A 24,418-nucleotide genomic window follows, 5' to 3' on the forward strand; every position below is an offset into this window, starting at 1 on the left:
GGAGATAGACCAACCGGTCAGTTTATGCAACGAACCATTGAGCGAATGAACTGTCGGATTCTCTTTATGCGTTGTATCCACCATCAACGTTCAGAACGCTTCCGGTGATGAAAGAGGAATTTGGACCGGCGAGGAAAAGGATTGCTTGGGCGACCTCTTCAGGCTTTCCCAGGCGCTTGAGGACGTTAGACTGTTTCTCCGCCTCGAGCATTTCGCTCGATGCCTCGGAGAGCTCGGTCTGGATCGACCCGATCTGGACCACGTTGACATTGATCCCCCGCGGCCCAAGGTCGTGGGCCGCGCCGCGACAGAAAGCCGTGATGGCTGCTCGGGTTGCCGCGTAGTCTGCCAAACCGGGAGCGCCTACCCTGTCCGCGAGGCTGGCACTGAGTGCGATTATTCGTCCCCCGTTTCCCATAAACCGGACGGAGGCCCGAACCAGAGCTGCGATAGCCATCACGGTTCCCGAATACTGTGCTTCAAGCGCGTCCTCATCCATGTCCACGTCATCGATCTGCCAGTGGGCGCGATGATGTGCGTTAGCAATCAGGACGTCTATCCGACCCATCGCAGAGATCACACCCCGCGCGAGTCGCGCGCACTCGACTCCCGATCCATCGTTGGGCCAATCGAAGGTGATGACGCGGTTGCCGAACCGCTGAAGTTCGGTGATGAAATCCGAGGAGAATTCGCTAGCATCGACCGTTAGGGCCAAGTCGGCTCCGGCTATAGCGAGCAGCCTCGCCGTAGCCCGTCCTACGCCCTTATCGGCGTTTGTTAGCAGCGCCACTCGGCCTGCGAGCGGACGTAGGATGTCGTCGGGCAATTCTGGCACTGACATTTCCTTCAGAACAACGGCAACGAAGCGTACTGCGAACTTCGCCCATCGAGCCCGGATACGCGAAGAGCCAATACCCGTATTGTAAGATTGGGCAGCACCCCACAAACACACAATCCGTAACACTGCTAATCAGACTTAACATCGCTTAACTCGCTTAGCGCCGAATGCCCAGACTAGGTTCAAGGGCATCCGAAGCAACGAGTTACGCCAATGCCAAACCAAGTTTCATCCGCTCAACTGCGTCCCGCAAATAATCAGGTCGTGGTGTGGAGTTTGAACCCGCATGGCCTTACGGCGCATTTCCCGACACCAGCACTAGCTCCGACGAGGACGCCAACGTTTCCTCGCGGCAGGACGGTTGCAGGTCTGGCCGAATGGCAGAAAAACAAGATTATGCGCTACATCGACGACAATGTCGAAAGCTGCATAAGGGTGCAGGAGCTCGGGGCTCAGGTTCGGCTTAGCGCGAGCCGTTTTTCCAAGGGCTTCAAAGTTTCGTTCGGCAAGTCGCCCTACGACTACGTCCTCGCGCGGCGGATCGAAGCGGCCAAATACCTTATCACCTCTACCGACGAGCCGCTCAGTCAGATTGCGCAGGCCTGCGGGCTTAGCGACCAGGCTCATCTTTCGAAGGTATTCAAACGACTGGTCGGGGTGACCCCCCTCAATTGGCGGCGACGCCATGCCAGTGGATCGGCTGTCCCGGTTGCGTCGCAGCCATGGTCAAGGCTCGCACAGTCGTCTGAACGCGTGATGGCGATGTAAGGCCATGGCACCTGGTCGAAACATGATTTCGGGCGGCCTTTTCCTCGCGGTGACGAGGTTGATCGGGAAGAGGTGGCGTTCATCGGTGCGATCTCACGCAGCATCAGATCTCCAGGTTCATGCATGCAGCATGATGGCGCGTGTTCGTAAACGCCCGGTGGAGCAATCCAGCTTCGCCGGGTCACTGCATTTTCAACGGAGGATACTGTGAGGAAATATCTCTGTCTTTTGACCCTCGGCTGGGTAGCGATCGCGCTCCCGGATTCGACTGCTCGGGCCGATGGCGACCCGGAAAAGGGCCTGAAACTTTTCGCACGTTGCAGTGCCTGCCACACCGCGAGCGAACAGAACAGGGTGGGGCCGGGGCTCCTTGGTGTGGTTGGGCGGACCGCCGGAACAGCTGAAGGTTATAGCTATTCGGCCGCAATGAAGTCTTCGGGCGTGACATGGGACGAGCGAGCGCTGGACGCATTCCTCAAGTCGCCTTCGGGCGTCGTTAAGGGCACCCGAATGACCATCTCGATCCCCAAGGACCAGGATCGCGCCGATGTTATCGCCTACCTGAAAACACTCACTGTCCAATAATCCGGCACTAGAGGAGCAGAAACATGAAAAGCCTCGTTATCAATGGCGTAACCCACCAGGTCGATGCCCCGGACGACATGCCACTTCTTTGGGTGCTTCGTGACATCCTCGGAATGACAGGCACCAAATACGGATGCGGCATTGCCCAGTGCGGCGCCTGTACTGTCCACGTTGACGGTATGGCTGTCCGAGCGTGTCAGACGACGATGGACATGATTGACGGCCAGAAAATCACAACGATCGAAGGCGTCGGCGAAACGGAAATCGGGGCGAAAGTCCAGGCCGCCTGGCTCGACAAGGAAGTCGTTCAGTGCGGCTACTGTCAGTCTGGACAGATAATGTCGGCGACGTCCCTGCTCACTGTCAATCCGAAGCCGACCGACGCTGAGATAGATGAGGCCATGGCAGGCAACATCTGCAGATGCGCCACATACGTCCGGATCCGCGAAGCAATCCACTCAGCGTCGGCCTGAGGGTGTTCCATGGTCAAAATTCTTGAATAAGGAACAGGCAATTGGATCCATTGGAAACCGCCGAAATATGGCACCGTTCCGGGAAAGAAGTGGCTATTGCAACCGTCGTAAGCACATGGGGCTCATCACCCCGACCGGTCGGCAGCAGATTAGTCGTCGATGACCAGGGTAACTTCGAAGGATCGGTTTCAGGCGGGTGCGTCGAGGGCGCTGTCGTCACTGAAGCACTGGACGTGATCAGCAGCGGCGAAGCCAGGCTCATCGAATTCGGCGTTGCGAACGAAACAGCTTGGCGTGTTGGCCTCTCGTGCGGCGGCATCATCTCCGTCTTTGTATCGAGGCTGAGCTAATGGACCTCAGTCTCGTTACCGCCCTCAACTCGGCGAAAGCCCGTCGAATCCCGGTGGTCGAGATCATCAATCTCGCCACTGGAAGCCAGGAACTCTTAACGGCTATCGATGGCATCGACAGCGCGGTCGCCGATGCAGCACGCCAAGCCCTGGCTGGCGGTCTTTCCTATCGTACGGAGATTGACGGTATTCCATATTTCCTGAATGTGCATCTTCCCGCGATCCGGCTCATGATCATCGGTGCAGTCCATATCGCGCAGGCGCTGGCCCCTATGGCCAGCCAGGCCGGGATGGAGACCATCGTTGTCGATCCGAGAGAAGCTTTCGCAACCGAAGATCGCTTTCCCGGCATCATCTTGCTTCCGGTGTGGCCCGATGAGGCTTTCGAGGAGATATCTGTCGACGCGAACACCGCGATGGTCGCTCTTACCCACGACCCGAAAATCGACGATCCAGCGGTCAAGCAAGCTCTAAGGGCCGGAACCTTCTATATCGGGGCTCTCGGTAGCTCGAGAACTCATCTTGCAAGGTTGGAGCGCCTGCGAGCGGCTGGTTTCGAACAGTCTGTCCTGGAGCGCATTCGGGGCCCGATCGGTCTTGATATCGGCGCAAGGGAGCCGGGTGAAATCGCCGTCGCCATCCTGGCTGAGATTATCGCCCATCGACGGTCCAGGTATGAGGCGGGAAAGACGATATGTTCGGCAAGTTTGAGACAGAAATAGCTACCGGGATGATGCTCGGACACCGTCTTGCGGTCGGAGGCAGGACCTTCTCCAAAGGGCACACCTTGTCCCTCGAAGATGTGGCATTCTTCCTTTCGCACGGAATTTCCAGCGTACTTGCCCATCGGTTCGAAGAACACGAGATCGACGAGGTCACAGCCGCCGATATCCTCGGCGCTCCTTTTGCCAAAGAGGGAGTTTTTTCGAAGTCAGCCGTGGGTGGAAGGGTAAATTTCTACGCCAAAGCCGATGGCCTGTTTATCGCCGAGCGAGACTTGATCAATTCGTTCAATAGCATCAATCAAGCGGTCACGTTTGCCTGTCTGGCTGACCGCAGCCGGGTAGTCGAGGGAGAGCTCGTCGGCACCCTGAAGATCATTCCGCTTGCAGTCGGATATCGGACGGTCGAGACAGCGAGGTTGGTGGCTTCCACGCGGCCACCAATATCCGTATGGCCGTTTGAATCCCGAGCCGTTACGCTCATCTCAACCACTCTACCGTCACTTGGCGCGAAGACAGTCGAGAAGACCGCGCGAATAACCGCAGCCAGGCTGATGGAGCGAGGCTCGACGCTCGTGTCGGAGCTATATTCGGAACACGATATAAACGCACTGGCCGACGTCCTGAGGGAAGAAGCCGATCGAAGGGCGGGATCCAATCATCTGGTCATCGTTTTCGGGGCGTCGGCCGTTGCAGACGCAAACGATGTCATTCCTGCTGCTATCCGTGAAGCAGGTGGAAAGGTGGAGCGAGTGGGGATGCCTGTAGATCCGGGTAACCTGATAGTCATCGGTGCGATTGCGGATATTCCCGTGATCGGAGCACCGGGCTGCGCACGCAGTCCGTCCTTGAACGGTCTTGATTGGGTGCTGGACAGGACGCTTGCGGGCGACCGCATTGACAGCGGGACGATTGCCAGGATGGGGGTCGGGGGGCTGCTCAAGGAGATTTCGTCGAGGCCGCAGTTAAGGGAAGCCTCCGTCAGTCACGAAGCTGTCCCGCAGCTCCGTGACACCGCATTATCGGGGCTATGAGCGCAGGCCGGCGAGTACACGTTCGCGAAGGCCTGCGCATGTTCGCATAACAGCATCAAACTCTTTTGTAGCCGCCGGAAATCCACTCTGAAATCAACTCGGCGTATGTCTCTGCTGCGTCTTCCCAGACGAAGTGGCCGGCGTCGATGACTTCGGCGCGGCAGTGTGGAAGTCGGTCTGCAAGAAACTGCCCGTTGGCGGGCGGGACGATGGGGTCATCTTTGCCTGAGATGACGAGCGTCGGTGTTTGGAGCGACGGCAGCAGGCCGGCGAGGATCGGAAGGTCTTGCTTATAGGCTCGGACGAAGTCGGCCGCTTCGTTCCACCGTTGGCCGTCGGAAGAGTTCCTGTAGTCCTCCAGGATGGTTTCTGGAATTGAAACGCGCGCGGTGCTCTTCACCAACTCATAGACACGTTTACCACCATCGAAATCAGCGAAGTCACTCTTTGACGACGTCATGATCTGACGCAGGGACTCTCCAAAAAGCTGTTCGCTTGTTCCACCGCTACCGCCCACAATGCTCTCGAAGCGCTCCACATGGCGACTGGCGGCGTAAAGCACGGCGAGCGTGCCGACGTCAGGCGCCACCACGTGCGCCCGTTCGATATCGAGGGCGTCCATGATGCGGATGAGGAAATCCCCCATGGCGTGGGGCGACATCAGGTCCGACCGGCCCTCAGACATGCCAAAGCCCAGGAGATCAACTGCAGTCAATGGTCCGAGCTCGCTGATACGCGGCCACACGAGATTGAATGCGAAGATGCTTTCGGGCCAAGGGGCCGTAAGCAATACGGGAATGCCTTGAGCGTCTTTAGTGCTCACAGTTCGCACCTTGATGCCGTCGATAGATATGAATCCGGTTGTCTCAGGCATGTTTAAGCCGTTGGTCATCGAAATAGCCTCCTGTTCGGTTGCCGCCTCGGCAAAATCTATAGTCAGGGTAGGCTTGGAAGAGCCCACAGATCTTTGACAATCCGGCTCCCCCGCAGGTTTTCGAGCGGCCGCATCTTACAATATCGGGATGCCCAGGCGTGGTTCCATGCTGCGAAATCGAAACCGCGAGGCAGCAATGAACGATATTGAAAAATTCGACTTCCTTATCTTTGGTGGCGGTAAGGCGGGCAAGACGCTGGCGATGGAGCAGGCCAAGGCAGGGAAGAAAGTTGCGGTTGTAGAAGCTGGCATGATCGGCGGCTCTTGCATCAACGTCGCTTGCATCCCCAGCAAGACCCTCATTCGCAGCGCCGAGGTCGCACACACGATCAAGAATACGGCCGAGTTCGGAATTACTGTCGACAGCGTTCGCCACAGCATCGATTTGGTGAGAGATCGCACGGCGAGGGTGGTCGCGGAGATGGTCGCGACGAACAAGGCGGGCTTCAATGCAAGCGGATTCAATCTGATTCTGGGCTGGGGTCGCTTTGTCGCGCCCAAGACCATCCAGGTTGAAACCGAGAACGGCGTGCGGACGCTAACAGGCGATCAGGTGTTCATCAATCTCGGAACCGTTGCAGACATTCCGGATGTCCCAGGGCTTGCCGACGCGGACCCGATTACGCACGTGGATGCTTTGAAACTGGGAGAGTTACCCACGCGCCTCATCGTGATTGGCGGTGGCTATATCGGAATGGAATTGGGGCAGGCATTTCGGCGTCTCGGCGCCGAGGTTACTATCGTTGAACGCGGGCCGCGGCTTGCTCCGCGCGAAGATGTCGACGTCAGCGAAGCAATCTTGAAAATCCTCGATTCGGAAGGCGTGGAAGTGGCTCTCAGCGCTTACGACCTGACCGTTTCGGGCCGCTCCGGCGATCGCGTCACGGTGCATTGCGCCGATGGCCGATCGTTCGAAGGTTCGCATATCCTGGTTGCGTCGGGTCGAAAGCCAAGCACGGCCAACATTGGGTTGGAGCTTGCCGGGGTTGAGGTCGACGAGCGCGGTTTCGTCAAGGTCGACGATCGACTACGCACGAGTGCTCCCGATGTCTGGGCGATGGGCGAAGTCGCCGGCACGCCGATGTTTACCCATGCCTCGCTCGATGACTACCGGATCGTCAAAAGCGCGATGAGCGGCGGAAACCGTACCACCAAAGATCGTACTATCCCATACTGCGTGTTCATCGATCCCGAGTTCGCAAGGATCGGCAAGAACGAAACCGATATGGCGAAGGACGGTGTTGATTACCGCGTTGCCAAGCTCCCCATGGATGTCATTCCGCGTGCGAGAACCCTGTCGCTGCGCAAAGGATTCATGAAGGCCATCGTCGCCCGCGACAGCGACATCATCCTTGGTTTCAGCATGCTCGGTGTGAACGCAGGTGACGTGATGAGCGTCGTCCAGGTGGCCATGCAAGGCGGATTGCCTTTCACCGCATTGCGCGATGGGATTTTCGCCCATCCTACGATTACCGAAGGTCTCAACATGCTCTTTGCAAATGTCGGCGCTCCGACCAAGCGCAACTAGAAATAATTCGGAGATTAATAATGACCCCAGCCAATGCTTCGACAGTCGAAACCAGATACGCAAACCTTGAAGGTCGCACGCTTGCCTATCGGCAATTCGGAGAGGGGCCGCCGATCGTCCTCGCCGTCCGGTTCAGGGGAACGATGGACTCCTGGGATCCGCTCTTCCTTGACGAGCTTACGAAGAATTTCACGGTGGTGATTTTCGATTATACCGGACTCGGTGGATCGACCGGGACACCGACATACGATCGCGCGTCGCTTGCGAAGGACGCAAGGGACCTGATCGATTTCCTCGGCTTTGACAAAGTTGTCATGGGGGGATGGTCGTTGGGTGGGGTTGTTGCACAGGTTTTCGCGACAACCTATCCGGACAAGGTTTCGCAGGCGGTCCTAATCGGAACGGCTCCTCCGGGACATCCGAAAGTCAGCGGCGAGCCGCTTTTCATCAAGACCGCCATGAATCCGGTGAATACCCTGGATGACGAGTTTATCCTGTTTTTCGAACCAGCATCCGAAAGCAGCAAGGCGGCCGCAAAGCGTTCTCATGATCGCATCGCCGAACGCAAGGCAGGCCGCTCTCCTGCGATCCCGGAGGCGACCTTCATGAAACTTCTCAGCGAGGCGAAGGACAGGTCGACCATCTACCCGGATCCCGAAGGCTCTCACATGAGAAAGCTGGCGGCCGGCGTGGTGCCGCTATTGGTGATTTCCGGAGACCACGACATCGCTTGCCCGGTCGAAAACTGGTTGGAACTGGTGCACGACTGGAAGTCGCTTCACCTGGTGACGCTGCCGCAGGCCGGGCACGGACCGCACCACCAGGAACCGCACTTCTGCGCCGACGTGATTGCGTCGTTTGTCCGGAACCATCGGTCTGGCGAACATCCGTAGTCAACACCTCACGCACTCGATTTCCAGACTTTTGAGGACCAGGAATAATGCACGCTTCTCGCTTTTCCCATCGCGGCTTCTGCTTTTGCTGCGTGGCCCCCGAGACTTCCGGCGCCGGCGGCGGTCCGATGCTGACACCCGCACAGGCCTACGCGAAAGCGCGCGGGATTGTGAATGCAATGAGGGATTATGCGGCCTCGTCTCCTGTTTCGCTTCACACCGTCCGCGGCAGGCTTACGGTTCTGGAGGGCTCAGGCGGCAATATGCTTGCCAGCTTCGGCGACGACGGAATGTTCCTCGTTGATGCGGGCATCGCCGTATCGGAAGCCAAGATCAGGGAAAGCTTGACTACCTTGGGAAGCCCCGAGGTTGCTGCCGTGGTAAATACACATTGGCACTTCGACCACGCTGACGGCAACGATTGGCTAGGCCGGGAGGGTGCGAAGATCATCGCGCACGAAATGACGCTCAAGCATTTGAGTACGGCACAGCGTGTCGAGGACTGGAATTTCGACTTTTCCCCTTCCTCGATCCCGGCTCTGCCTTCGGTCGTCGTGGCAGACACACATGAGTTGGATATCAACGGAGATCGGGTAAGTCTGAGGTTTTACGGAAATGCGCACACGGATGGTGATCTCTCGGTATTTTTCCAGAATTCGAATGTGCTTCACACGGGCGACACTTTCTGGAACGGGATCTATCCGTTCATCGACAGGTCTACCGGAGGTAGCATTGACGGCATGATCGAGGCTGCACGGTGGAACGTCGATATCTGCGATGCTGACACGCTCGTCGTATCGGGACATGCCAAGCCCGTCGGCAACCGCGATGAACTAAAGGTTTACCTGGAAATGCTCGTTGCCATCAGGGCGTCGATCTCGGCGAGTAAAAGCAAGGGCATGAGTTTGGGTGAGGTGCAGGCTCAACGGCCGACCTCGGCGTTTGACGCCGTGTGGGGCCAGTTCGTGATCACGCCGGACTTTTTCACGAAACTTGTCTACGAAAGCTTGTAATTGCGGCTAAACTGATCGGGGCTGTCATGCAGAGCTTCGGTTCGAACACGGGCCAAGTCTTTCTGTTGATATCAGTCGCACTTGACCTGACTTCGCGAACGATGCCCGCAACCGCGTGACCGAGCACAATGGGAAGCGGCGTTCCGTAGTTCGCCTCGACGGGACTTTGCGGCCGATCGGCGAGCTGATTTCCGCATTTGTTCCATGATGGTCAACCAGGCGCGACGCGCGTCGACGGCTGTTTTCCATGATAAAGGTACCCTGCAGAAATATGGCAGGTTCGGGTGGCGAAGCTTAGAGGAGCGCTCTTGCCTCCACTACGTCCACAGTGGCAAGCTCTCCATCGAATCCTGCCAGCGTTCGATCAAGGCGGCTTTTTGCAGCGCCGAGACCCTCCATTGGGGTACACTTCACTATACTGGCTGCGCAGCGAAGCTCCCAGAACCTTGCGCCTTGCTGAGAGGAAATCAGATATCCTTCCATGAGAAGCTTCCGGGCGGCATCGACGTCTTCGTCGAGGAGCAGCAGGCCCTTGAGGCGGTAGAGTTCTGCTCGACACCATCCGGCATTTTTCGATAGGGCCCGGTCTATGGCCGTACGGTCTGCGAGGTGGCCGCCTACGATCAGGCAGTTCTCAAACCTCGCACCGCCGGCGTTTGCTAGCGCCTTGTTGAAGCGCTCCTTGTCATCCGATGCGAGGGCCATGGAAACCTGCTCGAACGTGAAAGCCCATTCCTGCCAACGGAGCAGGGAATTATCGCCGGATTTTTCAATGAGGAGGCCGAGCAGGCTCCGACCAGGTCCGACCTCCCTCATGCCAAAAGCGGTGGGGCAGGCCGAGACCGCAAGATAGAGGCAGGTCGAGATCGCGTGGTCAAGGTTAATTGCTTCGGCCAAGACGGTGTCGAGTTGCCGCATCGCCGCTCTTAGTTCACCCTGGACCCATAAGGTCTTGACTACAGTTGAAAGAGCGCTGAGCCTTTGGTCGTAACTTGCTCCATTATTCATTGTTCCCCGAACGCCGACTTTCGCCATTTCGAGGGCTATGTTGGCATGTCGCATAGCACCTTCGAAATCACCTATGTAATGAAGGTTGTGAGCGAGCATGCGACTAACGGCGTTCGGCAGTTTTTCACCGCAAAGGTCATCGAACTTTCGCGCAACGTTGATCGCATCAATGTAGTCCCCATTCATTGTGTGGATCGCGGTTATGCCGCCGCTCGCGCGAAGTATGCCCATATGATCGTCGAGGTCTTTAGCGATCTGGATTGCTCTGTGGTATTCCGCAAGGGCTTGCGGATCTCGCTCGGAGCTTTTGATGTGATAGATGGTGCCTGCGTGCGATAGCCGCAGGTACATCTCGTGACGTGGATCAAGTACCTCCGTGGCAGACGCTCGGGCAAGCGCAGTCTCGATCACGACCAGCTGTTCGATCATAAATCCCAGTTGCGTCCAGATAATGTTCGAGGTGGCGGTGAGTTCAATTCCGAGGGCATCGTCGCCATCGGCGGAAAATGCCCAGGCGAGGGCGATGCGCAAATCGTGGATGAGGGCACCATGCAGCCGCAGCCACTCGTCCGTTTCAAGTTTAGTCCAATCCGCCTCTGACTTTTTCAATCTCGCGGAGCAATGGCGGGCATGTGCATGTTGGGCCTCCCGTTTGAGGGGCGATGATGCGAGTTTCGCGGAGGCGTAGTGGCGTGTTGTTACGAGAAGCCTGTAGCTTCCGCCCTCAGAAGTGACGTTTAGGAGGGATTTGAGAAAGAGGTCGTCGAATGCTTCGTAGAATTCGTCATCGGAAAGATGGTCGCCCGCGACAGCGCGGGCGTCCTCGGCGCTGAAAAGTCCGGCAAAGGTTGATAACCGGAGCAGGAGTTCCTTTTCAACTGGAGATAACGTTTGGAAGCTCCAGTCGAGCGCCGACTGCAAGGTTTGTTGTCTTGCGGGGGCATTTCGCCTTCCGCGACGAAGAACTGCAAGCGGTCTTGCCACGGAGCGATGCAGCTCCCTGATGTCTAGGTCGAGGGTTCTCGAAGCCGCAAGTTCAATGGCAAGCGGGATACCCTCCAATTTTCGCACAATGTCGGCAGACAATTCGATTATCTCGGGTTGTCTCAGGTCCTGCTCGTCTTTGAAGAGACCAGCCATTCTGTAAAACAAGTCCAAAGCCGCATAGCCTAGCGCGTCCTCCGCGATTGTGCCCTCTGGCGGGACGGCGAGGGGCGGCAAGCGACGGATGCGCTCGAGCTGTATCCTGAGTGGCTCTCTGCTTGTCGCGAGAATCGAGGACGTCGGAACTTCGAGAAGGATCGATTCTGCTGCTTCCGCTGCAGCATCGATGACGTGCTCACAGTTATCGAAAACAAGAAGTGTCGGAGTTTTTCGCAGTTCTGTCGCCACAGCCTGGAGCAATTCCGAACCGTAGACGCTCAGGCCGAGCTGACTGGCGAGCGACGGCATCAGGCTGGCGTTTTCGGACAAGGAGGCGAGATCGATGAACAACACTCTTCTTCGGCCCAAGAAGCGTTCTGCGATGGCGATGGCAGCGGACGTCTTTCCGATGCCTCCCGTGCCCGTGATGGTAATGATGCGCGACTGCTGTAAAAGGTCAGTTGTTGTTTCGATGAACTCATCACGGCCGATGACCTTGTTCGCGAGGCGCGGAAGGTCTGCTGAGGACATGCTGGACTTCGTCGTGACGGACGCAGCGCCGTCGATCCGAACCGGTGGCACGAAAACGTACCCCTTGCCGGGCACGTTATCTATGAAGCCACGAGCGCGCTCTCCCAAAGATTTGCGGAGCGAAACCAGCGAAACACGTAGCGTACCTTCTTCGACCCCGGTGGTCGGCCAAACCGCACTCAGGAGCTCATCCTTGCTGACCACCTGACCCGCACGTTGAGCGAGCACGGCAAGAAGATCGAATGCTCGGCCACCAAGTCTAAGTGGTTGGCCGCCCGCCGTCAGCTTACGATTTTGAACGTCCAGTTCGAAACCTTCGAAGTGCAGAACGGTCATGGGATCCCCAATTGTTAAGTGCCCTTCCAGAATTCCGATGCAGTCTTATCTTAAAGACACCGAGACTTGGATTAGTCCCACGCCTCCAGCTCATCGAGCCCGGCAAGCTTTCCTTCTTGAGCCTTATAGAAATAGGGGCTGCAGATCAGCCATCTCTTCAACGGCCTCAATGGCGGCATGCATATCAATAGCATGAATGGCCCCGTAATAGACACTTGGTCCACACCGAAACTTCGCACGAAACCAGAGGCCACACCGCGAGAAGTGGACTTGGGACACACGCAAGGCAAATGACAAAGAAGGCCGGGCCGCCCGCCGGCTCTGCAAACGAGTAATCAAGGTCACACACTTCGTACGAATCCCCCGTCAGGAAGCATTGAAGAGGTGGCGCCTTGCCCACATCGCGGGCACCGTTGGCGTAGACCCGTGCTCAATGGCGGCAAAGGTGGATATTCGTTCGTCATCACGATTTCCCGTCGCAAGATGTCACTTAAGGTCAAGGTTGCCAGAGTCTAAGAGACAGTCTTCACTCCTTCGCTGCGTCCCCGCGTAGCACGCACATCTCCGCGAAGATTGTCAAAATCGATCCTCCGATCACACCACTCGGCTTATCGAAACCGGATCATCCAATATTTGATGTTGCGAGCCACTATCCTTGTGCCCGGATAATTCGCGCCTCCAGATCGTGAACCGCGCGCGAGCAGCTTCGAAAAAAGAGGAAAAACCTTTGGCGCGAGTTCTCGTCCTGTTTGCGCATCCGGCGCAACGGTCGACCGGTATCAATCTATCTATGGCGAGGCGCGCCCAGCAGGTCGCGGGGGTTACCTTTGTCGATATCTACGCCGAATACCCTCGGTTCGACATAGACGTCGAACGTGAGCAGAAGCGGTTAATCGATCACGACGTGATCGTGTTCCAGTTCCCGCTCTTTTGGTACTCGACGCCCGCTCTTCTGAAGCAATGGCAGGATCTGGTTCTCGAGTACGGCTTTGCTCACGGGCCACAGGGGAAAAAACTTGCCGGAAAGCTGGCGATCGCTTGCATAACCACGGGAGGCAGTGTTCGAGACTATTCGTATGAGGGCGGAAACAAGCATCCGTTTTCCATGTTTATCCTGCCGCTACGACAGACGATTGAACTGTGCGGAATGACCTTTCTTCCGCCATTCGTGCTGCATGCGGCCAACCATGTCGATTCCCCCTCCGCGAAAATTCATGTCGAGTCCTATCCAATGCTCCTGGAGGGCCTGCGTGACTCGTCGTTGGACATCGGCGCGCTTGGGCGACGGGACGAGGTTACGGCCGGCGATCTTGCGGAGTTCGTTGGCCGTCGGGAGATAAGCTGATGTCCGGCTTGCTGTTGCCTGCTTTTGCCTATCTGGCCTCCTCGGTCCTCGCCGTCATCGTCTCCCGTAGGCTCGGTCTCGGTTCCGTTGTCGGATACATTGTTGCCGGCGCTTTGATGAGCCCGGTTTTGCAGCTTTCGGAAGCCAACGCCGGCTATCTTGAAGAGATCTCGGAATTGGGCATCGTGATGATGCTCTTCTTGATTGGCCTCGAAATCGATCCCAAGATGGTCTGGCGCTTGCGTGCAAAGCTCGTTGGGTTGGGTGGTTTGCAGGTCGTCTTGACGGTTGCGGTGGTCACCGTCCTCAGCGTCTTCCTTCATATCGAATGGCAGCAGGCGGTTCTGTTTGGCTTTGTAGCGGCCCTTTCATCGACGGCGATCGTATTGCAGACCCTTGAGGAGAGAGGGATGCTGGACTCGGACGGTGGCCAGGCGAGTTTCGCGGTTCTCCTGTTCCAGGACCTGGCCGTCATTCCGATGCTCGCGTGCCTTCCGCTGATGGCACCCGGCGGCCAGACGCCTGGAGCCGACCGCGGGGCTGGCTGGCTCTCCACTCTTCCAGGCTGGGCGGCCGCACTTCTTACGCTGGGTGCAGTGGCGGCGGTTGTTGTCGGCGGTCACTATCTCTCACGTCCAATCATGCGCGCGATCGCTAGAGACCGACTTCGCGATATCTTCACGGCGTTTGCGCTTTTGGTGGTCGTGGCGATTGCCCTGCTGATGTCATTGGTTGGATTGTCTCCGGCGCTTGGCGCTTTTCTCGGCGGGCTCGTTCTTGCGAATGGCGAATTCAAGCACGAACTTCAAAACGATATCGAGCCTTTCAAAGGTCTGCTTCTCGGCCTGTTTTTTATGACGATAGGCGCGAAGATCGACCCTTCCGTAATGGTGGCCAACTGGGATGTCGTGCTTGGCGCAACTGCGGTGCTCGTAATCATTAAATTCGCGGTCCTTTTTCCGCTCGGTCGTCTCTTCAGATTGCGGGATGCTGCCGGATGGCTCTTCGCACTGGGGTTGGCACAGGCGAGCGAATTCGGATTTGTCCTGCTCTCGCTCGGTCAAAGCATGGGGCTGATAACCGGAACCTCTGCATCCATCGGGGTGCTCGTCATAGCCTTGGGAATGATAATCACGCCTGGGCTTTTCATGCTCTTCGACCATATGGCCGAAAGGATTGAGAGACGAAAAACACCGTCAACAGAGCCCGAGAGGCCAGGCAGCGGAAAGGTCATCGTCGCGGGCCTTGGCCGTTTTGGCCAGATCGTGAATCGCATGTTGCTGGCCAACGGTTTCGTGCCCGTTGTCCTGGATTACCGTGCGGACGTGGTCGATGACCTTCGTAAATTCGGAGTGAAATCATATTTCGGCGATGCGGGGCGTCCTGATCTGCTTCATTCGGCTGGCGTCGCCAAGGCGGACCTGCTTGTGGTCGCGATCGACGACCCAGACCGCACGATACAGATCATCGAGGCGGCTCGCCGAGCGAACCCTGGGATCACAATTATCGCTCGCGCTTATGATCGGTTGCATCATTACCAGCTTGTTGACGCGGGCGCGGATCACATTGTTCGCGAGCTTTTCGGAAGCTCGGTGGAGGCAGGGGGCCTCGCGCTCAGGACAATGGGCATGCATCCCTACGAGGTTGAGAAGCGAAAGAGCGTGTTCGTCCATCAGGATCTCGCGGGCCTCGCCCGAATGGGGACGCTGCTCGACGAAACGACGCGCGTGTCCGACAACGAGCTCTTTGTCGCGGGCTTCAATGATATCGGGCGCGTCATCCAGGAGGCGATGCTCGGACGGCGCGAAAAATACGATGAACTGGTCCAGCGTGGTTGGAGCCCTCCGGAATTGGAAAGCAGCTTCGCCGCGCAAGAGACTGAAATAGACGAACGAGCCTTAGGAGCCGGACAATGAAATATTCCATGAAAATTCTGTTGGGTCTGGTCTCCCTGGCTGTGGTGGGTGCAGTTGGAGCCGGACTGTTCTTTTTCTATCCCCATTCGCTTCCCGAGGTGGCTGCGAGCGCAAAACAGCCATCTGGGCAAGAACTTATCGCACGCGGCGAATATCTGACGATCGCTGGCGACTGTGCCGCCTGTCACAGCACGAAAGGTGGCAAGCCATTCGCTGGAGGGCTGCCGTTCAAACTTCCATTCGGAACTATCTATTCGTCCAATATCACTCCGGACAAGGAACACGGTATCGGCGCTTGGAACGATGCGGAATTCGTCCGCGCGGTGAGATCGGGTGTCGATAAGCATGGCGAGAACCTATATCCCGCGTTTCCCTATGCATCCTACGCCTTGCTTTCGACCGACGATATCCTCGCCATTCGTGCCTATCTAAACACTGTCACGGCGGTCTCGGACTCTGCGCCTGAGAACACGCTCGAATTTCCGTTCAACCAGCGCTGGCTGATGCGCGGTTGGAACCTCCTGTTCCTGCCCTCGCATCCCTTCGAAAACAATCCTTCGAAGGATGAACGGTGGAACCGCGGTGCCTACCTTGTCGAGGGCCTAGCGCACTGCGGCGAGTGTCATACTCCTCGAGGTCTCATGTTCCAGAGAAAGCAAGGGCAAGCCTTGTCGGGTGGCGAGGTAGACGGATGGAAGGCCTGGAACATTACAAGCGATCCCGAGACTGGGGTCGGTAACTGGAGCGATGAAGATCTGAAGGCGTTCCTCGCAACTGGGCATGCGAAAGGCCACGGCCCTGCCGGCGGCGCGATGCGGGAGGCGGTAGACCTTTCATTCAGCAAACTCCCGTCTTCCGACATCGAAGCTATTGTCTCCTATCTGCGAACGGTTCCGGCCGTGAAAACCGGTCTCGAAACGAAGGTGGTTCCATCTGGGCCGGATGCGTCTGCAGTGCCGTCCGGGGAACTCGGCGCTCGCATCTTCGCAGGCGCCTGCGCCAGCTGCCACGGAAAGGACGGCGGTGGGCTTGCGAACGACCGGGCATCAATTCAGGGTTCGCACGCTGTGAACGATCCCGAAGGCAGCAATCTGGTGAGAGTGATCCTTAAGGGCTCTTCGAATGAGGCACGTCTACCAGGCCAGATGATGCCTGCCTTCCACGCGATCTATTCCGACGAAGAAGTTGCTGCGCTCGCCAACTACGTGATCGAGCGGTTAAGCGGAAAGAGCGGCAAGGTAACGGCGAAGGATGTGGCAGCGGCGAGGGAGTGAAACCTTTCGCCACGCCAGTCCCGGCGACATCGCGCGTAATGTTACGCCCGGGGTTCGGACGCTCAAAACCGGGAGCAAGAGCGGCCGTACAGTCGGCAGGTGACGGTCTCGTTTATCGAAGACGGCTTGCACGCGATCAGGCCGTGCCTTTTACAATATTATTGTAAGTTGGGAAAACCCCACCCACCGGCTTGCCCTTGGTGCCACAGTACAGAGCAGTTTTCCTGCATCAGCCAATCCTTACGCTTTGGTAGCGTAGCGGCTGCATTTGCGGAAGGGAGCTTTTTCCGCATCTTTCCGTGGCGGCTTGAACTCGGGTAGCAAAAGATCGCGGTTCAATAGAGCCGTTGTTCGATAGGCGACAGCAACTCAGTTGCTAAATCTGACAATCAAGGACAGCCCACCGCCTGAGCTCGTTTGGCGGAATTCAGTTGGTAGGCATTGTCCGGAAGAGTCTTGGACTCAAGGGGCTTTTCGGTGCAGCCGTCATCAGGGCGACCACGACCAATCCGGCGACTGCAAACCAGAATGCTGCGAAGAAGCTGTCGCTATACGCAAGGACGGTGGCTTGAGTTCGAGCCGAAGCCGAAACCGTGGCAAGCGCTTTGGCGGTTCCGTTGCCCGTGCGATCGAGCAGATGGCTCAATCCCGACAACTGGTAGCGCAGAAGAGGAGAGTCATTTGTCAGGTGTATTCCGAGGGCGTTGGAATGAAATTGCTCTCGGAATCGCAGAAGTGTAGCGATGAAGCTCGAGGCGAGTTCCGCGCTACCCAATCGGCAGACCTGAATGTACGCGGACGTAGCCGTTGAAGTCTTCGGGTCCGAGTTGCCGACGAGGAAGACAAATGAGGCAAAATACGTCATCGCCTGTCCTGCCGTGCTGAGCAACAAGATCGGTCTAAAGCTCTCCGGAAACCATTGCGACGTTACCTCCGTGCCCATCATTGCAGCGACTCCCGTGACGGACATGCCGATGATGAGTACGATGCGAGCATCAATGAAGTAGAGAGCAACTCCAGCGATTGCAACAAGGAAAAACGACGGGATCACAGCGTACCAGATGAACAGATCTCCGATCTGGTATGGTCGGAGGGCAGTGACTGTCTGCATCATGCCAGGGATCAGACTGCTGCCCATAGCGCTTGCAAATGTAAAAATGGTGACCGCGGCAAGCCCCAGTGACACGTTACGTATGCGCAGGACGCTGACGTGAGCCCAAGGTTGGGCGACAACAGCCTCGTTGACCAGGAAGACGAAGAACAGAAAACCACCTGCGATCAGAGCGCTGGAAATTGTTCCGGATTCCAGCCAGTCCAGCCTGTTTCCCTGGTCCAGCCCGACGTAGAGAAACGCCATGGAAGCACCAAGCAAGAGCATTCCACCCCAATCGGCTTTCCCGAGTTGTTTCCGATCGATTGGTTCCTTCGGCGCGCCCAATACAAGGAAAACGCCGATAAGCGGCGCGAGCAGGACATCTTGCCAGTAGAGCCACTGCCATCCGAAATCCTCGCCGTAGTAACCGACGAGAACGAATCCGAGGCCCTGAGAGAGCGGAATTCGCAGGGTATAGATCGCGAGGCCGATCAGCCAATGCTTGGGTTGCAGGTTTCGAAAGACGATCATCAGTGTCGCCGGAATAAAAACACCGAGAAGAAGCGCCCTCACTATGTGCGCGATTATGAGCAGCGTATGATCGTGAATCGCAGGAATGCCCAACGAAAGAAGGGAATACACGACGCTGGACGGGACCATGATCCTGCGCACGCCGTATACCGTGATCAGCCAGGCCACAGCTGGCGCGATCAATATCTGGGGTGCGTTTGCCGCCGTGTAAAACCACGAGCCTTCATCGAAGCCCATGCCGAAGGCTCCGCGTAGGTCGGGAAGCCCCACCGTAAAAACGCGGGTATCAAAACCCACAACGAAAGAAGCGAGTAGTAGGGCAGCGACTATGAAGACAGGACGTTTCGTCGCGGCCGGCTGCGGGACGGACATGTCCGCGAACTCCGTCACTAGTGTTGTCCCCGCGTGTCGACGGTCACAGTCGCCGACAGGCCTGGGCTCAGTCTGTCGCGTAAGGGCTGCCCGTCGTCGATCGCGATCCTGACCGGGATACGCTGCACCACCTTGGTGTAGTTTCCGGTCGCGTTGTCCGGCGGGAGCAATGCAAAGGTCGATCCGCTGGCCGGTGACATTCTCTCGACCCTGCCCTGCAAGACAGTGCCTGGATATGTGTCGAGTTTCACCTCGGCAGCCTGGCCGATGCGCATATTCGCCAGCTGTGTTTCCTTGAAGTTTGCGGTTACGTACACTTCGTTCGGAATGATCGGGACGACGTTGCCGCCAATGCTCAAATAGTCGCCGACATGCGCGGACTTCTTGCCTACGGTTCCGTCAAAGGGTGCATAGATGCGCGTGAATTCGCGATGAAGCTCGGCCGTCGCAAGGGATGCCGATTGTGCTGCGATCTGTGCGTCCAGAAGGCTTTCCTGACCCCGCAGAACTTCCAGCTGAGCTCTCTGCTGCTCGATAGCAGCAGTCGTCGACTCCGCGGATGCATGTGCCTGAAGGTAGGCTGCGTGGGACTGTTGAAGCCGTTGTTCCGTACTCGCCTGACCAAGGTCCTGTTGCCGCTCGTATTCGAGCCTCGTCTGTTCGAGGGACGCAAGTGCGGAATCATGTTGGGCCGTTGCAGCGACGATTGCCGCTCGCTGCAACGCCTCCTGGTTCGTGAGGTTCGCGCGCGATGATTTGGCGGCGGAAACATTCGCCGAGGCGAGCGAAGCAGTCGCGTCATACTCCCTTGGATCGATCTCGGCGATGAGATCGCCTTTTCGGACGTGCTGATAGTCGGCTACATGAGCCGATACGAGGTTGCCGGATACCCTCGCACTGAGAAAACTGACGTCTGCACCGATCGCGGCGTCGTTCGTGGTCTGGTATGCGGCGCTGGAAGTCCACTCGTTCCAACTTCCGCCAGCGTAAAACACTCCGGCCAATGCAATCCCGACAGCGATGACGGGCAGCAGCATTCTCCCTATCACGCTCGGCCATTCTGGCCTTCCGCTTTCGACGGGCGATGCGCTGCGAACATCAGACGTTATCGTTGCGATTTGATCGGTCATGGAGGTTGCGTTCATCGGAGTGATCGGAGCTTCGTTTTATTGACGGCAACCTACCCGCCGCATTGATGGCAATTACAGCCATCGCTGGACGGCTTGCTGCACTTCGTGAAACGCTCTGCTGGGACTACGCGCGCCCGGGCCGCGCGCGACAGTCCCATATTTTACGCAGCAGCGATGCCGTTCAGCGTTTCGTAGTCCGGATCCGAGAGCGTGATGTCACGCGAGGCGACGTTTTCCTCAAGGTGATGCACGTTGGATGTTCCGGGGATGGGAAGAATGACAGGACTCCGCCTGAGCATCCAGGCAAGCGCAATTTGCGTGGGAGACGCCTTATACGCATGCGCGATTTCATCCAGGACGGAACCCCTGCGCGTCAACTCACCCGATCCGAGCGGATACCAAGGGATGAAGCCGATGCCATTCTGCTCGCAGTATTCGAGCACATCCTCGCTTTCGCGATCGATAAGGTTGTAGCGGTTCTGCACCGTCGCAACCTTGAAATACTTCGAAGCTTGCTTGATCTGATCAACCGAGACTTCGCTCAGGCCCGCGTTCTCGATGGTGCCGGCGTCAATCAGCTTTTTGATCGTATCGAACTGTTCCGACGCGGGAACGCGCGCATCGATGCGATGTAATTGCCAGAGACCGATGCGCTCCACTCCGAGCCTCTTCAAGCTTCCGTGCGCTTGCGCTACCAGATACTCCGGGCGTCCGTTTTGACCCCACTGGCCGGGGCCGCTGCGAGTAAGGCCCGCCTTCGTGGCGATCAACATTCCTGGATACGGATGCAATGCTTCCCTCACAAGTTCTTCGGAAACGTTGGGACCGTAGGAGTCGGCCGTATCCACGAAATTGACACCGAGCTCCGGAAGCCGCCGCAGCGTGCCCAGGACGCCGACGCGATCAGTGGGAGGTCCCCACACGCCTGAGCCTGTGATCCGCATAGCACCGTAGCCGAGCCGGTTAATTTCGTAGTTCCCGATCTTAAATTTCCCGTGATCGGCAGTTGGAGTCGTGGACATGCTGGCCTCCTTGATGTTCGGCAATCTGTGGCCGCCATGACACGGCGACAACGAACTTTATGATCAGATTATTGCGCGTGCAGACTTGTGAATTGTACGATCGCGCTCACTCGTGACTGGCGGCGGTGGACGCGTTTTTAAGGCCGCATCCTGTCTGCTGTGGAAATGCCCCTGCCCGAGATTGCCTCAACGGGGCAGAGGCGTTTCTAATTCACTCTCGAGCAAATGGCCCTAGTGGCGGTGGCCGATCAGGGCATCGCTGGGTGTTGCTGCGCGAGCGGCATATGTGTCCGCCTTAACCTGATGGCCAGCGATATCGATGGCGGCGTACGTGACGACCGACACGATGCTCAAGCCGTACAGACCGGCGACGATAAAGAATTCGAAGTTCTCTCGGGATTTTTGAAATCGCATGGAGCACCTTCGGGCGACTGGGCGCGATGCGAGACGCCGGGCACGGGAGCGGTCAAGTGACAACGCCCATACATGGGCACACTTTGCGCTCGATTTCCGTGTTTGGGCGGCGGACGGATCTCGTCCGCCGCGGATTGACAGAAGGCTGAAACATCAACCCTTGATGAAGGCCAAGAGGTCGGGGTTGATAACGTTGGCATGCGTCGTCAGCATTCCGTGCGGATAACCGGGGTAGACCTTGAGGGTGCCATTCTTGAGGAGCTTGACCGAGAGCTTGGCCGAGTCGTCGATCGGAACGATCTGGTCGTCGTCGCCATGCATGACAAGCGTCGGCACGGTGATCTTTTTCAGGTCCTCGGTCTGATCCGTCTCGGAGAAGGCCTTGATGCCGTCATAGTGAGCCTTTGCTCCGCCCATCATTCCCTGACGCCACCAGTTCTGGATCGCTCCCTGCAATACGGTCGCGCCGTCGCGGTTGAAGCCGTAGAACGGGCCGGTCGGCAGATCGAGGAAGAACTGGGCGCGGTTTGCTGCCAGCGCGTTGCGCAATCCATCGAAGACTTCGATCGGCAGACCACCGGGATTAGAAGCGGTCTTGAGCATCAATGGCGGGATGGCGCTCACCAGAACGGCTTTGGCGACACGGCCCTGAGGCTCGCCGTATTTCGCGACATATCGTGCCACCTCGCCACCGCCCGTCGAGTGACCGATATGGACGGCGTTCTTGAGATCGAGGTGCTGGTACACCGCGTCGGCGTCAGCTGCGTAGTGGTCGATGTCATGACCATCGGCGACCTGGCTCGAGCGACCGTGACCACGACGGTCGTGGGCAATCACACGATAGCCATGCGCCAGGAAGAACAGCATCTGGGCATCCCAGTCGTCGGACGAGAGCGGCCAGCCGTGGTGGAACGCGATCGGTTGGGCGTCCTTCGGACCCCAGTCCTTATAGTAGATATTCACGCCGTCTTTGGTTTTTACGAAACCATCGGTCATCGAAACTTCTCCGTTGTGGGTGGTTTGGGATTGCTTCTGTGCTGCAAGGCCGGGTGCCGCCATCACAAGCGACGCGGCCACGCCCGCCATGAGGGTCTGTCTACGGGAAAGGGCCAGGTTAAAATCGTTTGTCACCGGAGACTCCATCTCGGTCAGAGTTGATGGAGTGAAAATAGGGGCACCGGACGCGGCGATATTGTCACATCCCGCCGCATAGCGCTTTCATTGCGCATGGCTGATTTCAGAGAAACCGTTGCGAGCGAGAAGTTCGAACTCGCAACGAAGAAACGATTTCTAAAGAGCAACGCGAACGCTACGCCCCCTTAGCTCGCCGCCAGCAACGACATCGCAATCGAGTAAAAGTTTTCAAGCGCGTTATTGGCGTTGCTAACCTTCATCCTCAATACCGCTCCCTCGTAGGCATCTATCAAGAAGCGGGCGAATTTAGCCGGTTCAAGGTCGCTCTTGATTTCTCCGCCGGCTTGGCCTTCCCGAATGGTTTCGGAGAGCAAATCAATCCAGTCCGTCAGCGATGCGTTCAGGGTTTCGCGAAGCAATGGAATGCTATCGGACGTTTCCGCGGTAAGATTGACGATCAGGCAACCCCGATTGTACGGTGCTTTTTCGTGGCTTTCCAACAGGTGACGGAAGTGGTGCGCGATCCGGTTCAAGGGAGTGGTGCCAGAATCCTTCAGAATGTCACGTCGTGTCGAGGCGACGTAGTTCGCGACAACCTCGACTGCAAAAGCTTCCTTTGTCTTAAAGTGATTGTAGAAACTGCCTTTGGGGACGCCCGCCTGATCAACGATTTCCTGTACGCTGCAAGCTGAGTAGCCCAGTTCACGGAAACGATCTGCCCCAGCGTTGACGAGCCTCTCCTTCGTCGTTGGACGCATTTGTGTCTCCTTTCCCTGATCAATAGGGATCATTGGCATAAACTGCAGCGTTTGGGGGGTGAAATGTCGGCGCTGATGGCTGGTACGCATCCGCGGCCTTCTTAAGATTCACAAATCTTACGACCTCAATGACTGCATTCAAGCTGCCGGCCTCTCGTCAAAGTCGCCAGCACATTGGCGGTCGCCTGCCAATTTGACGAAGCCCTCGCGCCAGCAGGACCAGACGCTACACAGGCGGCATCGGATACGCAAACACAGAAAATACGCGCTGATCGTTTAAAAGTGCTCGATTGTACAATATCACTTGGCGGTGGCCTGTTCGCTTGATGTCTGGTTCACGGCGAGGCCTCGAAATGAAAATTGGTTCTGTTAAAATCACACGGGTGGAGGAATATCGCGGGCCGGCTTTCATGCCGCGGGACTTGCTTCCGGATTGGTCGGCAGAAGCGGTGGCTCCGCATCTCAATTGGCTCGAGCCGCGTTATCTTGACCGGGGAACCGGAAGGTTGGTGATGTCGTGCCACAGCTGGCTCGTAGAGACGGAGCATCACAAAATTCTCATCGACACCTGCACGGGCAACCATAAGCAGCGGCCAGGCGGAGCTCCCTTGTTCGACATGCTGGACACCCCTTACATGGACCGGTTTGCGTCGACCGGGGTCCGCCCGGAAGAAATCGACTACGTCCTCTGTACTCACCTACATGCCGACCACGTCGGATGGAACACCCGCCTTTCAAGCGGGCGTTGGGTCCCGACGTTCCCGAACGCAAAATACGTGATGTCGAAGACCGACTACGATGCCCTCTTGGTGGAGGGCGGCGGTTCGTTCGCAGCCTGGGGCTCTCTACTGTATAAAGACAGCATCCTTCCGATCGTCGAAAGTCGCCAGGAACTGCTTGTCGACGGCGGTTTTCAGATCGGGGACAACCTCTTTGCCGAAGATTCGCCCGGTCATTCCCCTGGCCATCTTCTTTTCGCCCTCCGCGACGATGATCAGGAAGGGCTGTTCAGCGGTGACATTATTCATCATCCGATTCAGGTCTATTACCCTGAATGGAGCAGCGCGTTCTGCTTTGATGCCGACCAGGCCACGAAAACACGTAAACGTGTCCTTGAGCGTGCCTCTGACAGGGGGAGTGTTTTGTTGCCCGCGCACTTTGCAGGACGCGGCGCGTGTTGCGTTTCCCACAGCGCTAAGGGTTTTGCATGCATCGGTCTTGACGAGGGTTCGTCAACGATTACCGAACCCATGCATAACTCGCTCGCTTAGAT

General features: G+C 57.3%; 22 protein-coding genes and 1 pseudogene. 13 read left to right on the forward strand and 10 right to left on the reverse strand.

What is annotated here, in order from left to right; genetic code table 11:
• Positions 1-64: 64 nt before the first annotated feature.
• Positions 65-841 carry an SDR family NAD(P)-dependent oxidoreductase gene (locus tag HQN82_RS23475; protein ID WP_234904956.1) on the reverse strand — a complete coding sequence of 259 codons (777 nt, stop codon included), beginning with the start codon at positions 839-841 and terminating at the stop codon, positions 65-67.
• Positions 842-1,051: 210 nt separating this feature from the next.
• Here HQN82_RS23475 and HQN82_RS23480 point away from each other — a divergent pair, with 210 nt between their 5' ends.
• The 6 genes from HQN82_RS23480 to HQN82_RS23505 all read left to right on the forward strand — a co-directional run bounded on the left by HQN82_RS23480 (position 1,052) and on the right by HQN82_RS23505 (position 4,770).
• Positions 1,052-1,606: a helix-turn-helix domain-containing protein gene (locus HQN82_RS23480; RefSeq protein ID WP_234904957.1), complete on the forward strand. Its 555-nt coding sequence runs from the start codon at positions 1,052-1,054 to the stop codon at positions 1,604-1,606.
• 207 nt (positions 1,607-1,813) lie between these two features.
• Positions 1,814-2,191 (forward strand): c-type cytochrome, encoded by a 378-nt coding sequence (locus HQN82_RS23485; RefSeq protein ID WP_045534741.1) that lies wholly within the window; start codon positions 1,814-1,816, stop codon positions 2,189-2,191.
• A gap of 23 nt (positions 2,192-2,214) precedes the next feature.
• The gene (locus HQN82_RS23490; protein ID WP_045534743.1) at positions 2,215-2,664 is read left to right on the forward strand and encodes a (2Fe-2S)-binding protein; all 450 of its coding nucleotides are present in this window, start codon (positions 2,215-2,217) and stop codon (positions 2,662-2,664) included.
• A 41-nt stretch (positions 2,665-2,705) separates the two neighbouring features.
• Positions 2,706-3,014 (forward strand): XdhC family protein, encoded by a 309-nt coding sequence (locus HQN82_RS23495; RefSeq protein WP_111791593.1) that lies wholly within the window; start codon positions 2,706-2,708, stop codon positions 3,012-3,014.
• Positions 3,014-3,736 (forward strand): XdhC family protein, encoded by a 723-nt coding sequence (locus HQN82_RS23500; protein WP_045534795.1) that lies wholly within the window; start codon positions 3,014-3,016, stop codon positions 3,734-3,736. Before HQN82_RS23495 ends, HQN82_RS23500 begins: the two co-directional genes overlap by 1 nt.
• Entirely contained in the window at positions 3,709-4,770 is a 1,062-nt protein-coding gene (locus tag HQN82_RS23505) for a molybdopterin-binding protein (RefSeq protein WP_045534747.1), read from the forward strand. The genes HQN82_RS23500 and HQN82_RS23505 overlap by 28 nt, the downstream gene beginning before the upstream one ends.
• A gap of 55 nt (positions 4,771-4,825) precedes the next feature.
• Here the strand turns inward: HQN82_RS23505 and HQN82_RS23510 are convergent, their stop codons facing one another.
• Entirely contained in the window at positions 4,826-5,662 is an 837-nt protein-coding gene (locus HQN82_RS23510; RefSeq protein WP_173616098.1) for an alpha/beta fold hydrolase, read from the reverse strand.
• Between the two features lie 178 nt (positions 5,663-5,840).
• Between HQN82_RS23510 and HQN82_RS23515 the strand changes: the two genes are divergently transcribed.
• The 3 genes from HQN82_RS23515 to HQN82_RS23525 all read left to right on the forward strand — a co-directional run bounded on the left by HQN82_RS23515 (position 5,841) and on the right by HQN82_RS23525 (position 9,138).
• Positions 5,841-7,232 carry a dihydrolipoyl dehydrogenase family protein gene (locus tag HQN82_RS23515; protein WP_045534749.1) on the forward strand — a complete coding sequence of 464 codons (1,392 nt, stop codon included), beginning with the start codon at positions 5,841-5,843 and terminating at the stop codon, positions 7,230-7,232.
• A gap of 194 nt (positions 7,233-7,426) precedes the next feature.
• Positions 7,427-8,125: an alpha/beta fold hydrolase gene (locus HQN82_RS23520; protein WP_234904958.1), complete on the forward strand. Its 699-nt coding sequence runs from the start codon at positions 7,427-7,429 to the stop codon at positions 8,123-8,125.
• 128 nt (positions 8,126-8,253) lie between these two features.
• Complete coding sequence (locus tag HQN82_RS23525) at positions 8,254-9,138, forward strand: MBL fold metallo-hydrolase (protein ID WP_345791269.1); 885 nt, start codon at positions 8,254-8,256, stop codon at positions 9,136-9,138.
• 294 nt (positions 9,139-9,432) lie between these two features.
• On the opposite strand, the gene HQN82_RS23530 is transcribed toward HQN82_RS23525, so the two are convergent.
• Both HQN82_RS23530 and HQN82_RS23535 read right to left on the reverse strand, forming a co-directional pair.
• Positions 9,433-12,156 carry an ATP-binding protein gene (locus HQN82_RS23530; protein ID WP_173616101.1) on the reverse strand — a complete coding sequence of 908 codons (2,724 nt, stop codon included), beginning with the start codon at positions 12,154-12,156 and terminating at the stop codon, positions 9,433-9,435.
• A 71-nt stretch (positions 12,157-12,227) separates the two neighbouring features.
• Positions 12,228-12,620, reverse strand: a pseudogene (locus HQN82_RS23535) (DUF983 domain-containing protein).
• A gap of 263 nt (positions 12,621-12,883) precedes the next feature.
• Here HQN82_RS23535 and HQN82_RS23540 point away from each other — a divergent pair.
• The 3 genes from HQN82_RS23540 to HQN82_RS23550 are packed head-to-tail and all read left to right on the forward strand — an operon-like array spanning position 12,884 to position 16,691.
• On the forward strand, positions 12,884-13,501 hold the full coding sequence (locus HQN82_RS23540; protein WP_173616102.1) for an NAD(P)H-dependent oxidoreductase: 618 nt from the start codon (positions 12,884-12,886) through the stop codon (positions 13,499-13,501).
• The gene (locus HQN82_RS23545) at positions 13,501-15,417 is read left to right on the forward strand and encodes a cation:proton antiporter domain-containing protein (RefSeq protein ID WP_173616103.1); all 1,917 of its coding nucleotides are present in this window, start codon (positions 13,501-13,503) and stop codon (positions 15,415-15,417) included. The genes HQN82_RS23540 and HQN82_RS23545 overlap by 1 nt, the downstream gene beginning before the upstream one ends.
• Positions 15,414-16,691, forward strand: a complete 1,278-nt coding sequence (locus HQN82_RS23550) for a c-type cytochrome (RefSeq protein ID WP_045534760.1) — start codon at positions 15,414-15,416, stop codon at positions 16,689-16,691. The genes HQN82_RS23545 and HQN82_RS23550 overlap by 4 nt, the downstream gene beginning before the upstream one ends.
• Positions 16,692-17,118: 427 nt before the next feature.
• On the opposite strand, the gene HQN82_RS23555 is transcribed toward HQN82_RS23550, so the two are convergent.
• The 6 genes from HQN82_RS23555 to HQN82_RS23580 form a co-directional block, all read right to left on the reverse strand.
• Positions 17,119-18,687, reverse strand: coding sequence for an MFS transporter (locus HQN82_RS23555; protein WP_173616104.1), 1,569 nt, complete (start codon positions 18,685-18,687; stop codon positions 17,119-17,121).
• A gap of 17 nt (positions 18,688-18,704) precedes the next feature.
• Positions 18,705-19,817 carry an HlyD family secretion protein gene (locus HQN82_RS23560; protein ID WP_064263925.1) on the reverse strand — a complete coding sequence of 371 codons (1,113 nt, stop codon included), beginning with the start codon at positions 19,815-19,817 and terminating at the stop codon, positions 18,705-18,707.
• 161 nt (positions 19,818-19,978) lie between these two features.
• Positions 19,979-20,839 (reverse strand): aldo/keto reductase, encoded by an 861-nt coding sequence (locus tag HQN82_RS23565; RefSeq protein WP_045534800.1) that lies wholly within the window; start codon positions 20,837-20,839, stop codon positions 19,979-19,981.
• Between the two features lie 231 nt (positions 20,840-21,070).
• Positions 21,071-21,253: a hypothetical protein gene (locus tag HQN82_RS23570; RefSeq protein WP_111791598.1), complete on the reverse strand. Its 183-nt coding sequence runs from the start codon at positions 21,251-21,253 to the stop codon at positions 21,071-21,073.
• A 153-nt stretch (positions 21,254-21,406) separates the two neighbouring features.
• Positions 21,407-22,249: an alpha/beta fold hydrolase gene (locus HQN82_RS23575; RefSeq protein WP_020808370.1), complete on the reverse strand. Its 843-nt coding sequence runs from the start codon at positions 22,247-22,249 to the stop codon at positions 21,407-21,409.
• Between the two features lie 323 nt (positions 22,250-22,572).
• Positions 22,573-23,235: a TetR/AcrR family transcriptional regulator gene (locus HQN82_RS23580; protein ID WP_234904960.1), complete on the reverse strand. Its 663-nt coding sequence runs from the start codon at positions 23,233-23,235 to the stop codon at positions 22,573-22,575.
• A gap of 263 nt (positions 23,236-23,498) precedes the next feature.
• On the opposite strand from HQN82_RS23580, the gene HQN82_RS23585 reads away from it, so the two are divergent.
• On the forward strand, positions 23,499-24,416 hold the full coding sequence (locus tag HQN82_RS23585) for an MBL fold metallo-hydrolase (RefSeq protein ID WP_052686829.1): 918 nt from the start codon (positions 23,499-23,501) through the stop codon (positions 24,414-24,416).
• Positions 24,417-24,418 lie beyond the last annotated feature (2 nt).

Source organism: Agrobacterium pusense (genome assembly GCF_013285525.1).
Lineage (GTDB): Bacteria > Pseudomonadota > Alphaproteobacteria > Rhizobiales > Rhizobiaceae > Agrobacterium > Agrobacterium pusense.

Excerpts from the sequence above, each read along its gene's own strand:
- HQN82_RS23580 (WP_234904960.1), bottom strand. The coding sequence starts at position 23,235 with ATGCGTACCAGCCATCAGCGCCGACATTTCACCCCCCAAACGCTGCAG.
- HQN82_RS23475 (WP_234904956.1), bottom strand. The coding sequence starts at position 841 with ATGTCAGTGCCAGAATTGCCCGACGACATCCTACGTCCGCTCGCAGGC.
- HQN82_RS23500 (WP_045534795.1), top strand. The coding sequence starts at position 3,014 with ATGGACCTCAGTCTCGTTACCGCCCTCAACTCGGCGAAAGCCCGTCGA.
- HQN82_RS23585 (WP_052686829.1), top strand. The coding sequence starts at position 23,499 with ATGAAAATTGGTTCTGTTAAAATCACACGGGTGGAGGAATATCGCGGG.
- HQN82_RS23505 (WP_045534747.1), top strand. The coding sequence starts at position 3,709 with ATGTTCGGCAAGTTTGAGACAGAAATAGCTACCGGGATGATGCTCGGA.
- HQN82_RS23575 (WP_020808370.1), bottom strand. The coding sequence starts at position 22,249 with ATGACCGATGGTTTCGTAAAAACCAAAGACGGCGTGAATATCTACTAT.
- HQN82_RS23560 (WP_064263925.1), bottom strand. The coding sequence starts at position 19,817 with ATGACCGATCAAATCGCAACGATAACGTCTGATGTTCGCAGCGCATCG.
- HQN82_RS23545 (WP_173616103.1), top strand. The coding sequence starts at position 13,501 with ATGTCCGGCTTGCTGTTGCCTGCTTTTGCCTATCTGGCCTCCTCGGTC.
- HQN82_RS23555 (WP_173616104.1), bottom strand. The coding sequence starts at position 18,687 with ATGTCCGTCCCGCAGCCGGCCGCGACGAAACGTCCTGTCTTCATAGTC.
- HQN82_RS23525 (WP_345791269.1), top strand. The coding sequence starts at position 8,254 with ATGCTGACACCCGCACAGGCCTACGCGAAAGCGCGCGGGATTGTGAAT.
- HQN82_RS23570 (WP_111791598.1), bottom strand. The coding sequence starts at position 21,253 with ATGCGATTTCAAAAATCCCGAGAGAACTTCGAATTCTTTATCGTCGCC.
- HQN82_RS23490 (WP_045534743.1), top strand. The coding sequence starts at position 2,215 with ATGAAAAGCCTCGTTATCAATGGCGTAACCCACCAGGTCGATGCCCCG.
- HQN82_RS23550 (WP_045534760.1), top strand. The coding sequence starts at position 15,414 with ATGAAATATTCCATGAAAATTCTGTTGGGTCTGGTCTCCCTGGCTGTG.
- HQN82_RS23530 (WP_173616101.1), bottom strand. The coding sequence starts at position 12,156 with ATGACCGTTCTGCACTTCGAAGGTTTCGAACTGGACGTTCAAAATCGT.
- HQN82_RS23480 (WP_234904957.1), top strand. The coding sequence starts at position 1,052 with ATGCCAAACCAAGTTTCATCCGCTCAACTGCGTCCCGCAAATAATCAG.
- HQN82_RS23515 (WP_045534749.1), top strand. The coding sequence starts at position 5,841 with ATGAACGATATTGAAAAATTCGACTTCCTTATCTTTGGTGGCGGTAAG.
- HQN82_RS23510 (WP_173616098.1), bottom strand. The coding sequence starts at position 5,662 with ATGACCAACGGCTTAAACATGCCTGAGACAACCGGATTCATATCTATC.
- HQN82_RS23565 (WP_045534800.1), bottom strand. The coding sequence starts at position 20,839 with ATGTCCACGACTCCAACTGCCGATCACGGGAAATTTAAGATCGGGAAC.